The following is a 13,821-nucleotide window of genomic DNA, read 5'->3' as shown; positions in this document are numbered from 1 at the left end:
ATGAAATTATTAAAAGATATTGAAGAGAATAAACAGTTAACGGAAGAGAGTATGAAGGAATTTATCGATATTCTACTAAATCCAAACGTGAATGAAGACAATAAACTTAAGTTATTAAAGTCTTACACTCAAAAGGAAATGTATCAAAATGAACTAACATATTTAGTTAAACATCTTATATGTACAATGTATCCAGTTCAACCATACTACGAAGGAGCTATGTGTGTTTGTGGTACCGGAGGAGATGGTTCAAACAGTTTCAATATATCAACTACTGTAGCATTCATAGTAGCAAGCGCCGGTGTTCCAGTTGTTAAGCATGGCAATAAAAGTATTACATCTCATTCAGGTAGTACCGATGTTCTTCAAGCGATGGGGATTCAAACAAGTAAAGTGGCTAGTGTGATAGATCACTTAAATACTAGGGGACTCTCTTTCATTAGTGCTACAGATACGTATCCAATTATGAAATACATTCAACCTATTAGAAAGCAAATAAAGTCTCCAACTATATTTAATTTAGTAGGGCCGCTTATCAATCCTTTCAAACTTACTTATCAAGTGATGGGTGTCTATGATGTAACGCAACTAGCTAAGATTGCTCAAACAATTAAAGATTTAGGTAGAAAGAGAGCTATAGTCATTCATGGTGCCAATGGTATGGATGAAGCAACATTGTCGGGTGACAATATCATTTATGAAATTAACCAAGATAAACCTATCAAACAGTACACTATTAATGCTAAAGATTACGGTTTAGCTTCTGCTGAAAATGACGCACTAAAAGGTGGAACACCTGAAGAAAATAAGAATATAGCCATAAATATATTAAATGGAAACGATCAATCGAGCAAAAGAGATGTCGTTATACTCAATGCAGCAATTGCTCTTTATGTGGCTGAGAAAGTAGAAGATATTCGCTCTGGTATTAAATTAGCTCGTCATCTTATAGAGAGTGGTCAAGCTATCAAACAATATTTAAAGATGGGGGTGTAATCATGACAATTCTTAACGAAATAGTTAATTATAAAAAGGACTTAATCGACGCGGGATATTATAGGCATAAATTAGAAGAACTTGAACACGTAGATGTTTCAAATAAGAAAAAGTTAATTGAAGCTTTAAAAAATGACAAAAAGTTATCAGTGATCGCAGAAATAAAGTCAAAAAGTCCAACTCTAAAGCAATTACCTAAAAGAAACCTGATAGACCAAGTCAAAGATTATGAATTATATGGTGCGAATGCAATTTCGATTTTAACTGATGAAAAATACTTTGGCGGTAGTTTCGAACGATTAAGAGAACTAACAGTCCAAACGACTTTACCAGTACTATGTAAAGATTTTATTGTTGATAAAATTCAAATTGATGTGGCTAAGAAAGCAGGCGCTTCAATTGTCTTACTTATCTTTAACATTCTTACAGACATAGAGCTAAAAACTCTATATGGTTATGCAACGGAACTAAACTTAGAAGTTTTAGTTGAGGTACATGATAAAAATGAATTAGAGAGAGCTCATCAATTATCACCGAAAATTATTGGAGTCAATAATCGAGATTTGAAACGTTTTATTACTAACGTTGAACATACAAACCAAATCTTAAATTTTAAAAAGAAAGGTTTTCATTATATCTCAGAAAGCGGTATTCATAGCACTCGTGATGTTGAGCACATTCTACACTCAGGTATTGATGGCTTACTAGTAGGAGAATCATTAATGAAATGTAACGACTTAAGTGTATTTTTACCAAGCTTAAAATTGGAGAAAATTTATCAATGATTTTAAAATTTTGCGGTTTTAAAAGTGAAGAAGATATTCAAAAGGTTAAAAATTTAAATGTTGATGCAGTAGGGTTTATTCATTTTCCTGAAAGTAAGCGACATATAAGTATTAATCAATTAAAATTTTTATCCAAGCTAGTTCCAGATTATATTAATCGCGTTGTAGTCTTAGTAAATCCAACATTGGAATTAGTAAAACAAATCCTCAGAGAGACTCATATCAATGTCGTGCAACTTCATGGAAATGAATCTATTCAATTCATAGAAGCAATTAGAAATTTAAATTCCACAATTAAAATAATCAAAGCACTTCCAGCCGATAATGATTTAAATAGAAATATTGAGAAATATGAAAAAGCTGTTGATTTATTTATCATTGATACGCCATCTCAAAATTACGGTGGTACGGGTGATTCATTCGATTGGAATATACTTAATAATATTCGAGAATCAAGGTTTTTAATAGCTGGAGGTTTAGATAAAAATAACATTAAGGAACTTAAACACCTTAATTTAGGTCAGTGTGGATATGATATAGCTAGTGGAATTGAGACTAATGGTGTAAAAGATTTGGATAAAATGACAAAAATGATTGAAATCATTAAAGGAGATGAAAGAGATGAACATACAAACAGAAGCTGACGAACTAGGCTTTTTCGGTGATTATGGTGGTCAATATGTGCCTGAAACACTTATGCCTGCAATTATAGAACTTAAAAAAGCTTATCAACAAGCTAAACAAGACCAAACATTTCAAGATGAACTCGCAAGTTATTTTAAAGACTATGTTGGAAGAGAAACGCCACTGACCTATGCTAAATCATTTACCGAACAGTTAGGTGGAGCAAAAATCTATTTAAAACGTGAAGATTTAAATCATACTGGGGCTCATAAGATTAATAACGCTCTAGGTCAAGCACTGTTAGCGAAGCGTATGGGAAAAACTAAGTTAGTCGCAGAGACAGGTGCAGGACAACATGGTGTTGCGAGTGCCACAGTAGCTGCTTTATTCGATATGGAACTCATCGTTTTTATGGGGAAAGAAGATGTTAAAAGGCAACAATTGAACGTGTTTAGAATGGAACTTCTAGGTGCAAAAGTTGTTTCAGTAGAAGATGGTCAAGGAACATTATCTGATGCAGTTAATAGGGCTCTCAAATATTGGGTAAGCCATGTGGACGATACTCATTATTTATTAGGTTCAGCTTTAGGACCTGATCCTTTTCCTACAATGGTTAGAGATTTTCAAAGTGTCATTGGAAGTGAAATCAAAACACAAATTAAATATAAAGAAGGGCGCTTACCGGATGCTCTAGTAGCATGTGTCGGTGGGGGTTCTAACGCTATTGGAACTTTTTATTCGTTTATTAATGATGATGTAAAACTTTACGGGGTTGAAGCTGCAGGTAAAGGAGTTAACTCAAATAAACATGCTTTAGCTATAGGAAAGGGAAGACCGGGTGTGCTACATGGATCTAAGATGTATCTGATTCAAGACGATTACGGTCAAATAAAGCTAGCGCATTCTATTTCAGCTGGACTAGATTACCCAGGTATAGGTCCGGAGCATTCATACTATAATGATATAGGACGAGTAAAATACGTAAATGCAAGTGATGAAGAAGCCATGGAAGCTCTAATAAGATTTTCTAGAGCTGAAGGTATTATCCCCGCAATTGAAAGTGCTCATGCGATTAGTTATGTTGAAAAGTTAGCTCCATCAATGAAAAAAGATGAAATCATTGTTATTACTGTCTCCGGTAGAGGGGATAAAGACATGGAAACAATTAGAAATTATACTGAAAGTCGTGGTGAGAAAGATGAGTAAGTTATTTATCCCTTACATAATGGGAGATTTAAAGTTTATTGAAAATTTAAAGACACTGAGTGAAGCAGGTGCTGATATTATAGAAATTGGTGTCCCTTTTTCAGATCCAGTAGCAGACGGCTCAACAATAATGAACGCTGGAGCGAAGGCTATTGAAGCAGGCGTGAATATTAATTTTATATTTGAAAAGCTAATTCAATATAAAGAAACTATAAGTTCTAAGTATGTATTGATGACCTATTATAATATTATCTCTTCATATGGAGAGAATGAATTTTTAAAGAAATGTGAGGAAGCAGGCGTATATGGTCTAATTATTCCAGATTTGCCTTTTGAATTAACTCAAAAGTTTAAAAAAGACTACCCAAATAAAAACATTAAAATAATTTCAATTATAGCAATGACGACTTCAAAGGATAGAATTGAGAGAATTGCTAAAAAGGCAGAAGGTTTTATTTACACGGTTACGATGAATGCGACTACTGGAGAAAACGGCCAATTTCATCCTGAATTACAAAGAAAGATCCAATTAATTAAAGGTGTAACCGATGTACCAGTAGTTGCTGGATTTGGGATTAGAAATCAAGAACACGTGAAAGATATTGGGCGTATAGCAGATGGCGTAGTAATCGGCAGTGAAATAGTAAAAAAATTCGCTGAGAATAAACCTGATGAGACGTTTCAATATTTACGAAGTATTAGAATGACCCTTGATCAAATTTAAAAGTAATGTTTATAAGGTTGGGGCACTCATTTTATCCCAACCTTTATTCATATTTTACGGTAGTTATTTTAATTTTATATTTGAATATTTCACAGCTAAACAGGGTAAATTAATTTTATAACAAGTTAAAGAGGTGAGAGTGAATGAGTAAAAAAGTATTATTCGTTCTAACTAGCACTAGTCAATATCCTGATGGTACAGAAACAGGTTTATGGTTAGAAGAAGCTGGAGAACCTTATGATATTCTGAAAAATGAAGGCATTGATGTAGATATAGCATCAATTAAAGGTGGTAAGGTTAATTTAGACCCTAATTCCACCTCTGATGAGTTATTAAACAAATATACTTCATTTACTTCGCATTTGAATACTACACCTAGTATTGAAGAGATAAATGTAGACGAGTATGATGCCATTTATTTACCAGGAGGGCATGGTACAGTCTTTGATTTCGCAAATAATGAAAAACTGGCGAATATTTTAGTACATTTTAGAGATCATGACAAAATTATTTCATCAGTTTGTCATGGACCAAGTGCATTTGTTGGTGTTAAAACAAGTAATGGTAAATATCTTGTAGATGGTATACGCTTAACTGCTTTTACTGATAGTGAAGAAAAGGCAATGGGCTTAGAAGAAAAAGTACCATTTTTAACGCAATCTAAATTAGAAGAACAAGGTGCTGATTTTGTTACAAGTAATGATTTTACATCTCATTTAGAAGAAGATCGTAAGTTTATTACTGGTCAAAACCCTCAATCAAGTGAAGTCATTGGTAAAGCACTTGTAAATGCATTAAAATAAAACTGGTCACAAAATAATATGGGCTCAAACCTTTGTTTAGTCCATATTATTTTTTACATAATTATTCAAATCTAATGTAGATTACCAATTTAGTGCAATTTTTAAATTAGTTAACATTTTAGTTTTGGGTATAACTATTGTATACTTGTCTAGATTAGAAGTATAGAATACATATATAATCATACAGTTTCATACTATTTATATTTAACAACAATCTATCATCCTTAATGTTAAATAAAGAGAGTTATAAAGATATTAATAGGAGTTATGATAATGAAGTTTACGAATTTAACAGCTAAAGAATTTAGTGACTTTACTGATCAAATGCCTTATAGCCATTTTACTCAGATGGAAGGTAATTATGAACTTAAAGTTGCTGAAGGTACGGATTCACATCTCGTAGGAATTAAAAATAATGACAACCAAGTGATTGCAGCATGTTTATTAACTGCTGTACCTGTAATGAAAATTTTTAAATATTTTTACTCAAATCGCGGGCCAGTGATTGATTATGATAATAAAGAGCTTGTTCACTTTTTCTTTAATGAATTAAGTAAATATGTAAAAAAGCATAATTGTCTTTATCTAAGAGTTGACCCTTATCTTCCTTATCAATACTTAAATCATGACGGTGAAATTATTGGAAATGCTGGCCATGATTGGTTTTTCAATAAGATGGAAGAATTAGGATTTGAACATGAAGGCTTTCATAAAGGCTTCCATCCTATCTTACAAGTAAGATATCATTCAGTTTTAGATTTAAAAGATAAAACGGCTAAAGATGTACTCAAAGGAATGGATAGTTTAAGAAAGCGTAATACTAAGAAAGTACAAAAAAATGGTGTCAAAGTCCGTTTCCTATCCGAAGATGAATTACCTATCTTTAGATCATTTATGGAAGATACTACAGAAACGAAAGAGTTCGCCGATAGAGATGATAGTTTCTATTATAATCGATTAAAATACTTTAAAGATAGAGTATTAGTACCATTAGCATATGTTGACTTCGATGAGTATATTGAAGAACTTAATAATGAAAGAGATGTTCTTAATAAAGATTTAAATAAGGCGCTCAAAGATATTGAGAAGAGACCTGATAATAAGAAAGCTTATAACAAAAGAGATAATCTTCAACAACAATTAGATGCAAATCAACAAAAAATTGATGAAGCTAAAAACTTACAACAAGAACATGGTAATGAATTACCTATTTCAGCTGGATATTTCTTCATTAATCCGTTTGAAGTTGTTTATTACGCAGGTGGCACATCGAATCGTTATCGTCACTATGCCGGAAGTTATGCAATTCAATGGAAAATGATAAACTATGCTTTAGAACATGGAATTAACCGTTATAATTTTTATGGAGTTAGTGGGGACTTCAGTGAAGACGCTGAAGATGTAGGAGTAATTAAGTTCAAAAAAGGCTATAATGCTGATGTTATTGAATATGTAGGTGATTTTATCAAGCCAATCAATAAACCTATGTATGCAATCTATAACGCACTTAAAAAGTTAAAGAAATAGATTTTTTTAGGAAGGGAATTATCTAATTATGAAATTTACAGAGTTAACAGTTAAAGAATTCGAAAACTTTGTACAAAATCCATCGTTAGAAAGCCATTATTTTCAGGTGAAGGAAAATATTGCTACGCGTGAAGCAGATGGATTCCAAGTTGTATTATTAGGTGTTAAAGATGATGACAATAGAGTAATCGCAGCAAGTCTTTTCTCTAAAATTCCTACAATGGGAAGTTATGTATATTATTCAAATCGTGGTCCAGTTATGGATTATTCAGATTTGGGGTTAGTTGATTTTTATTTAAGAGAATTGGAAAATTATCTACACCAACATCAATGTTTATATGTAAAACTAGATCCATATTGGATATATAGAGTCTATGATAAAGATATCAATCCTTTAACTGAGAAGAACGACGCTTTAGTTAATCTCTTTAAATCACATGGTTATGAACATCATGGTTTCACAACTGAATATGATACTTCTAGCCAAGTAAGATGGATGGGCGTTTTAGATTTAGAAGGTAAGACACCTTCTTCTTTGAAAAAGGAATTTGATAGTCAACGTAAAAGAAATATCAATAAAGCGATAAACTACGGAATTAAAGTGAGATTTCTTAAGAGAGATGAATTTGATATATTCTTAGATTTATATCGTGAAACTGAAGCTAGAACAGGTTTTGTATCTAAAACAGATCAATATTTCTATAACTTCATTGATCACTATGGCGACAAAGCTCTTTTACCATTAGCTTATATAGACTTAGATGAATACATAGAAAAAGTTCAACACTCTTTAAATGATAAAGAAAATCGTCGTGATGACATGATGGCTAAAGAAAATAAAAATGATAAGCAATTAAGAAAAATTGCCGAATTAGATAAACAAATTGAGCATGACAAAAAAGAATTACTCAATGCTAGTGAAATTCGTCAAACTGAGGGATCTATTTTAAACTTAGCTTCAGGTGTATACTTTGCTAATGCATATGAAGTCAATTATTTCTCTGGAGGTTCTTCAGAAAAGTTCAACCAGTATATGGGACCTTATGCAATGCACTGGCATATGATAAATTATTGCTTTGATAATGGTTATGCGAGATATAATTTCTATGGTTTATCTGGAGACTTTACTAAAGATAGTGAAGATTATGGCGTTTATCGCTTCAAGAGAGGATTTAATGTTCAAATTGAAGAATTAATCGGAGATTTCTATAAACCAATTAATAAAGTGAAATATTGGTTATTCACGACATTAGATCGTATACGTAGTAAGGTGAAAAAATAATTATCTATATATTTAATATTGAGAGCATATTGGGATAGAGCCAATATGCTCTTTTGCCATATTAGAGAAGGGTTGGAAAACTCTAACTGGCTAGTGTAGGTAGAATATAAATCTTAGTTGTCGAAATCATGTTGTTCCCTACACATTTAATAATAGCATATTATTTTTATTGCACAATAATGCTCTTAGATTAATTTTTAATAAAGTTTTTATACCTGTAAAAGTTATGATTTATATAAATGTTTAGATAAAAAGAGAATTACAAAGTTTAATGATGTAGTCTTTTAAAGGAGCTTAAAGTTTAAATTATATTATTTACTTATTCTAAATAGTTTTATGTGAGTTTATTAATTTAAGCAACTGTAAAGTATGGATATTTAAAGTTAGTTACAATGTATAGGTGATTATAAAAATATTATGTAAACTATAAAGATGTAATTGCTTTAAAACAAGCAATTTAAGGGTATATTATGCCATGCTTAAAACATATTACAACAAAGATATTGAAGGTAATTTGGGATATACATAAGATATAACGAGCTTATAATCTGCTATTGTATTAAATATAGCTATCCAATATTGATTAATGCTTTTGCAGAAAATAATATTCAAATAACTTATAGCAATTACTTAAAACATAACTACATATGATAAGTTATAACGAGTGCGTGTGATTGTATCTCGCATAACAAACTATAAAATCTAATATATAGCTGACTCAGAATAATTATTACTAGTTGCATTAGCATATTTATAAAACGAACTAATAATGTGATTTTAAGTAGTATAAGTTACATACATATGTACAATATTAAGACTGGCCGACACGTTATGTAATGTTATATGATTTTAAATATTTTAGTTTACATAATATATATTATAGGAAGTTATGTATATTTGTTCAGAGGACCTTACCTGTCGTCTATAAAATATTACTTACTCGCGTTATTTGTTGTTTAACTATTTGTTTTATTTCTCTATTGTCTTACATTATTAGTAAGCTGGATTACAATCATTACTCAACGCATATGTTTCTAAAATCTTATCCTTTATGATATTAGTTAATAGAAATTGCAACTATATATGTATTCACACTTATAAATCTAATGTGTAGCTATAGTTAATCATTTTGATGTATTTTGTATGCTATACTGAATTCATTATTACTAAATTTGGAGTGACTCGATAATGAATTTTATTTTTGATATAGATGGTACAATTTGTTTTGATGGTCATCATGTTGACCAATCTATTAAACATCGGCTTGTAAAACTCAAAAATGCTCACAATAATGTAATATTCGCATCTGCACGTCCTATAAGAGATTTGCTACCAGTAATTCCTGAATTTGCGGATTATACTTTAATTGGTGGAAATGGAGCTATTATTTCTCAAAACGGACAAATCGAAATCATTTCGGAAATAGACGTTCATGATATCACGCTTATCAAACAAATCATTAAGCAATACAATTTAACGTATATCATTGATGATAAATTCAATTACTCGACAAATCTAAATGCTGATACTGAATTATATCAGCGTATAGACCCTAATCGTACGGCACAATCTATACATATGGATGCTATAAAGGACCCGATTAAGGCTATACTTTTAAATATTAAATCTGAAGAATTTGATACTATTGCTAATACTTTAGAAACTGAATCTAATGGAGTTGAGCTTATACACCATTACAATGAATCGTACATTGATGTTACTGCTCAAGGTATAGATAAGCATACGACGATTCAGTACATATTAGGTGCTGATGCGGATTATATCGCATTCGGCAATGATCATAATGATATACATATGTTAAATAATGCTTCTCATGGTTATTTCGTCTCAAATGCTAATGTAGAGTATCAATCTTTTTTAAAGAACCCTAATATAGAAGTTATAAATAATACTAATGAAGCAATTTGTAATGTCTTAGATAAATATCTTTAAGAGGTATTAATCGTAGAACATAAAAATCAATATAAAACTCCCCACTCAATATCAAGCATGTATTAAGCGGGGAGTTTCTATTATTCAAATGTTTCAATTAATAATTTAGTGTACTCATTACGTTCAGAATCAAATAATTCATTTGTTTTGAAATCATCAACAATTAATTCATCTTTTAAAACGATAATTCGATTTGTTAAACGTTGCAACACTGATAAATCATGTGATATAACAATCATCGTTTGAGGTATGTCTATTTCGGATTTCAATAAGAAATCAATTACCTTTTGTTCTGCGATAACATCAAGATTTGATGTTATTTCATCGCATATCAAGATGTCTGGTTGAGCTAGTAAAGTTCTTATAATATTTAATCTCTGCAATTGACCGCCGCTTACCTCATTGGGATACTTTTGCAACAATTGATGAGATAAGTGAAAAGCATCTAAATAATTTAAAATTTGTTCTTTTATAAATGAAGTTTTAACTTTATTGTAATAAATAAGGGGCTCCTCTAATGATTGTTGAATTGTATAGTGTCTATCAAAACTTTCAAATGCATGTTGATATATAGGCAATACACGTTTGGAATCTACATTAACTTTACCTCTTATAGATTTGATCTCATTTAATATTAGTTTAACTAGGTAGTTTTACCTGCCCCGCTCTCGCCTAGAATACCTACCTTTTCATTTTCTTTAATGTCTAAATTAATACCATTAAGTACTGGATGATTTTTACTATATTCATAATAGACGTTTTGTAATCTTATCATTATTCATTTATCTCCCTTTGACTCAAGGTATTTCTGTTTTCTAATAATTGTTTTGTATAGGAATGAGATACTCTATTTTCTAAGAGGTTGCCAACTTCACCAGTCTCTACCACTTCCCCACGCTTCATAACAGTAAAATAATCTCCATAACGAAGGACATGATTCATATTATGTGTAATAAGTAGTACCGTATTATGATGATCTTTGACAATGTGTTGAAGCAGTTGCATTATTTTATGACCATTAACCACATCTAATGAAGCTACAGGTTCATCTGCGATAATAAGTTTAGGATCTAGCATTAGTACACTAGCAATATATACGCGTTCTAGCTGACCACCTGAAAGTTCAAAGCTATATTTTTTTATAATATTAGAATCATCTAAATTCACCCATTTTAATGCATTCTTTATCTTTTCTAATGCTTCAGAACGACTTGCATCATAGTGAGTACGGTATATTGCGATGAGTTGTTTTTCTAAACGAGTATGTTCGTTAAAGCTTTGAGCGTAATTTTGAGAAATATAACCAATGTCCTTACCTAAAAATTTTTTTATGTCCCGAGCCTCATTATTCTCAAATTGATATTCCGTAAAATTCATATCAAGACCTTTAGGTAAATAATTTAACAGTGCTCTAGCTGTGAGACTTTTACCTGCCCCACTTTCTCCAATAATTACATTTAAAATTCCTTTGCGAACATCTAAGTTTAGGTTTTTAATTAAACTTGTACCGTTTAGATCGCTAATGTTAAGATTTTTAATTTTTAAAAGAGTCAAACTCGGCACCTCTCTTCTCTAATAAGCGGTCTCGAATTGCACCACCAGTAAGATTGAATAACAATATTGTGATTGAAATAAGTGTGGCTGGTGCAATAATCATAATAGGATGAGACGTGATGAAATTTCGTCCTGCTTGCAGCATAGCTCCCCATTCAGGAGAAGGCGGTTGCGCCCCTAATCCTAAGAATGATAGCGAACTAATGTATAATATAATTTTACCGAAATCAACTACCATAATGACCAAAATAGATGGTATGACCTTTGGTAATAAATGTTTAAATAAAATATTAAAAGTTGAAACATTGAATAGTTTAGCCATTTTGATATAGGAATAATTCATTTCAGAATTAACAATCCCTCTCGTTACACTTGTATAATTCATCCATTTAATAAGTGTAATCGCAATGACTAAATTCCATATACTTGGATGAAAAAAGCTTGCTAAAGCAATCATTATGACAAACTCTGGAATACTTAAACCGATATCGATAATCCTCATAATGATTGAATCAATAATCCCTTTTTTATAGCCTGTCAAAAGACCCAATGGCACACCTATTAAAATAGTAAAAAGTAACGTAAGTAATGTAATGAATAAAGTTGTACGAGCACCTATGATAAGACGGCTAAACAAATCGCGACCATAATCGTCAGTGCCTAATAAATGTTTGAAGCTTATAGGTTTAAACGTCTCTGATAAATGAACATTGAAAGCTGCGTCTGACTTACAAATAATTGTAAGGCAATGATTATAAAGATATAAATACCAAACACATAAAAAATATAATTACGGTTGGCTAGTTTACGCTTCATGACGATCACCTTCTTGTCTATGCTGGCTTTGGCGAGAGGATTTGAAAATATTTATTCCATCTTTATAGTTATAACGTTGTTTAGGATCCATCATCAAACTTAAAATATCTGCAATCGTATTGATAATCACTACGAAACAGCCTATAAATAAAACGCAACCTTGTATTAAAGGATAGTCTCTTGATTTGATGCTATCTACTAAAATGTAACCTAAACCTGGAATATCGAATAAGTTTTCAATGACTACAGTGCCCTCTATTAAACTACCTACTGATAAACCTAATAATGGGATAATGGTAAGTAATGAAGGTTTAAAGATGTCGTTAAATAAAATATAACGTTCTGACATTCCTCGTAACCTAGAGGCTTCCACAATTGGACTTTGGTATTGTTCTAATAAATTAGATCGAATGAGTCGAATATAATATGCACACATTCCAATGCTCATTGTAAGTATAGGTAATACATATATGTCTATAGACCCCTCCTCCGATGTTGGTAAGAGATTGAGTTTTTGATTAAAAATAAATAATAAAATTAATCCAATAAAAAATGAAGGTAAGCTTACCGAAAGAGAAGTAAAAATACGTATCAAGTGATCTAAAGTTTTGTGATAGTTTAATGCCGCAAAAATACCTAATGGTATAGAAATAATCATAGATACAATTAGAGTGCCAAAGGTAATAATCAATGTTGGGCCAATATAACCTGCGATTTCTTGTGTTACTGGTTCATTAGTTTGAAAACTTGTACCTAAATTGAAGTGTAATAAATGACTCATCCAGTGCCACCATTGAACAAATATAGAGTCATTTAAACCTAATTTCTGTTCTGTTGCTTGAATTTGGGATTGAGAAACCTGAGTTGTATCAAGATGAAGGATTTTATTAACAGGATTACCTGGTGATAATTTCATCAGAATAAATGTGAGCGTTGTGATTACAAACAGAACAATCATCATTTGCAATATTTTGGAAATGATTGTTTTAAACATCATAGAAGCATCCTTCCACTTTAAATGAATTAAATATTTATATAATAAAATTTAACATTAAATTGTTTTTGTTATCATCTTTCTATTATAGTAGTGATTTTAAAAAATTAATAGTAAGAGCGTTAAATAAAAAAGACTCAACACTTTCGAATTACCGAATGTGCGGAGTCTTTAAAAAATTTTATTTACGAAAACGATGTCTCGACTTTTTAAAATCGTCATCATCTTCATATTTACGAATTTCTTTCTCAAGTTTATTTTTCTTACGCTCACGTCGCCATTTACGAGTAAAGAACCACAATAAGAAACTTATGATTAAACTCATTATAGCTAAAAAGGCAGCATAACCTAACAAAGGTTGATAAGAAATATCATGGAAATTTGGAATAAAGAATGCTAATAATGCTAAAACTACAAATGTGATGATTGCGGCCGAAAACCATTTATGTAAAACAAGAGTACAGAATACTGTTAACAAAATCATTGCTAAGATAGTAATCCATAAATAATTAGGCATATCAAAAATTGTCATTATACTATCTCCTCGTTCTCTAATT

At 31.0% G+C, this 13,821-nt stretch carries 12 protein-coding genes and 2 pseudogenes; 9 read left to right on the top strand and 5 right to left on the bottom strand.

Annotation, left to right across the window (positions count from 1 at the left end):
- The 9 genes from trpD (at position 1) to V6C74_RS07055 (ending at position 9,900) form a co-directional block, all read left to right on the top strand.
- Positions 1-996, top strand: coding sequence for an anthranilate phosphoribosyltransferase (gene trpD, locus V6C74_RS07095; RefSeq protein WP_002453194.1), 996 nt, complete (start codon positions 1-3; stop codon positions 994-996).
- Between the two features lie 2 nt (positions 997-998).
- Positions 999-1,781, top strand: a complete 783-nt coding sequence (gene trpC / locus V6C74_RS07090; protein ID WP_002453195.1) for an indole-3-glycerol phosphate synthase TrpC — start codon at positions 999-1,001, stop codon at positions 1,779-1,781.
- Entirely contained in the window at positions 1,778-2,425 is a 648-nt protein-coding gene (locus V6C74_RS07085; RefSeq protein WP_016898145.1) for a phosphoribosylanthranilate isomerase, read from the top strand. The genes trpC and V6C74_RS07085 overlap by 4 nt, the downstream gene beginning before the upstream one ends.
- A complete protein-coding gene (trpB, locus tag V6C74_RS07080; protein WP_016898146.1) occupies positions 2,403-3,611 on the top strand; it encodes a tryptophan synthase subunit beta in 1,209 nt (402 codons plus the stop codon). Before V6C74_RS07085 ends, trpB begins: the two co-directional genes overlap by 23 nt.
- Positions 3,604-4,335: a tryptophan synthase subunit alpha gene (gene trpA, locus V6C74_RS07075; protein ID WP_002453198.1), complete on the top strand. Its 732-nt coding sequence runs from the start codon at positions 3,604-3,606 to the stop codon at positions 4,333-4,335. Before trpB ends, trpA begins: the two co-directional genes overlap by 8 nt.
- A 143-nt stretch (positions 4,336-4,478) precedes the next feature.
- Positions 4,479-5,138, top strand: a complete 660-nt coding sequence (locus V6C74_RS07070; RefSeq protein WP_002453199.1) for a type 1 glutamine amidotransferase domain-containing protein — start codon at positions 4,479-4,481, stop codon at positions 5,136-5,138.
- Between the two features lie 273 nt (positions 5,139-5,411).
- Positions 5,412-6,665, top strand: coding sequence for an aminoacyltransferase (locus V6C74_RS07065; RefSeq protein ID WP_049388949.1), 1,254 nt, complete (start codon positions 5,412-5,414; stop codon positions 6,663-6,665).
- A gap of 28 nt (positions 6,666-6,693) precedes the next feature.
- Positions 6,694-7,947 carry an aminoacyltransferase gene (locus V6C74_RS07060; RefSeq protein WP_016898148.1) on the top strand — a complete coding sequence of 418 codons (1,254 nt, stop codon included), beginning with the start codon at positions 6,694-6,696 and terminating at the stop codon, positions 7,945-7,947.
- Positions 7,948-9,135: 1,188 nt separating this feature from the next.
- On the top strand, positions 9,136-9,900 hold the full coding sequence (locus V6C74_RS07055) for an HAD-IIB family hydrolase (protein ID WP_002453202.1): 765 nt from the start codon (positions 9,136-9,138) through the stop codon (positions 9,898-9,900).
- A gap of 80 nt (positions 9,901-9,980) precedes the next feature.
- Here V6C74_RS07055 and V6C74_RS07050 read toward each other — a convergent pair.
- The 5 genes and pseudogenes from V6C74_RS07050 to V6C74_RS07030 form a co-directional block, all read right to left on the bottom strand.
- Positions 9,981-10,675, bottom strand: a pseudogene (locus V6C74_RS07050) (ATP-binding cassette domain-containing protein).
- The gene (locus V6C74_RS07045; RefSeq protein WP_002453204.1) at positions 10,675-11,454 is read right to left on the bottom strand and encodes an ABC transporter ATP-binding protein; all 780 of its coding nucleotides are present in this window, start codon (positions 11,452-11,454) and stop codon (positions 10,675-10,677) included. Before V6C74_RS07045 ends, V6C74_RS07050 begins: the two are co-directional and overlap by 1 nt.
- Positions 11,435-12,270, bottom strand: a pseudogene (nikC, locus tag V6C74_RS07040) (nickel transporter permease). Before nikC ends, V6C74_RS07045 begins: the two are co-directional and overlap by 20 nt.
- Entirely contained in the window at positions 12,260-13,264 is a 1,005-nt protein-coding gene (gene nikB / locus V6C74_RS07035; RefSeq protein ID WP_016898150.1) for a nickel ABC transporter permease, read from the bottom strand. Before nikB ends, nikC begins: the two are co-directional and overlap by 11 nt.
- Before the next feature lie 181 nt (positions 13,265-13,445).
- On the bottom strand, positions 13,446-13,796 hold the full coding sequence (locus V6C74_RS07030; RefSeq protein WP_002433873.1) for a membrane protein: 351 nt from the start codon (positions 13,794-13,796) through the stop codon (positions 13,446-13,448).
- Positions 13,797-13,821: the final 25 nt, after the last annotated feature.

This window comes from Staphylococcus capitis subsp. capitis, from assembly GCF_040739495.1.
Classification (GTDB): Bacteria; Bacillota; Bacilli; order Staphylococcales; family Staphylococcaceae; genus Staphylococcus; species Staphylococcus capitis.
The sequence above is the reverse complement of the archived record's forward strand: the minus strand, read 5'-3'. Positions and strand labels throughout refer to the sequence as shown.

Coding starts and splice junctions, on each gene's coding strand:
- V6C74_RS07060 (WP_016898148.1), top strand. CDS start 6,694: ATGAAATTTACAGAGTTAACAGTTAAAGAATTCGAAAACTTTGTACAA.
- V6C74_RS07030 (WP_002433873.1), bottom strand. CDS start 13,796: ATGACAATTTTTGATATGCCTAATTATTTATGGATTACTATCTTAGCA.
- V6C74_RS07055 (WP_002453202.1), top strand. CDS start 9,136: ATGAATTTTATTTTTGATATAGATGGTACAATTTGTTTTGATGGTCAT.
- V6C74_RS07065 (WP_049388949.1), top strand. CDS start 5,412: ATGAAGTTTACGAATTTAACAGCTAAAGAATTTAGTGACTTTACTGAT.
- nikB (WP_016898150.1), bottom strand. CDS start 13,264: ATGTTTAAAACAATCATTTCCAAAATATTGCAAATGATGATTGTTCTG.
- V6C74_RS07070 (WP_002453199.1), top strand. CDS start 4,479: ATGAGTAAAAAAGTATTATTCGTTCTAACTAGCACTAGTCAATATCCT.
- trpC (WP_002453195.1), top strand. CDS start 999: ATGACAATTCTTAACGAAATAGTTAATTATAAAAAGGACTTAATCGAC.
- trpD (WP_002453194.1), top strand. CDS start 1: ATGAAATTATTAAAAGATATTGAAGAGAATAAACAGTTAACGGAAGAG.
- trpB (WP_016898146.1), top strand. CDS start 2,403: ATGAACATACAAACAGAAGCTGACGAACTAGGCTTTTTCGGTGATTAT.
- V6C74_RS07085 (WP_016898145.1), top strand. CDS start 1,778: ATGATTTTAAAATTTTGCGGTTTTAAAAGTGAAGAAGATATTCAAAAG.
- trpA (WP_002453198.1), top strand. CDS start 3,604: ATGAGTAAGTTATTTATCCCTTACATAATGGGAGATTTAAAGTTTATT.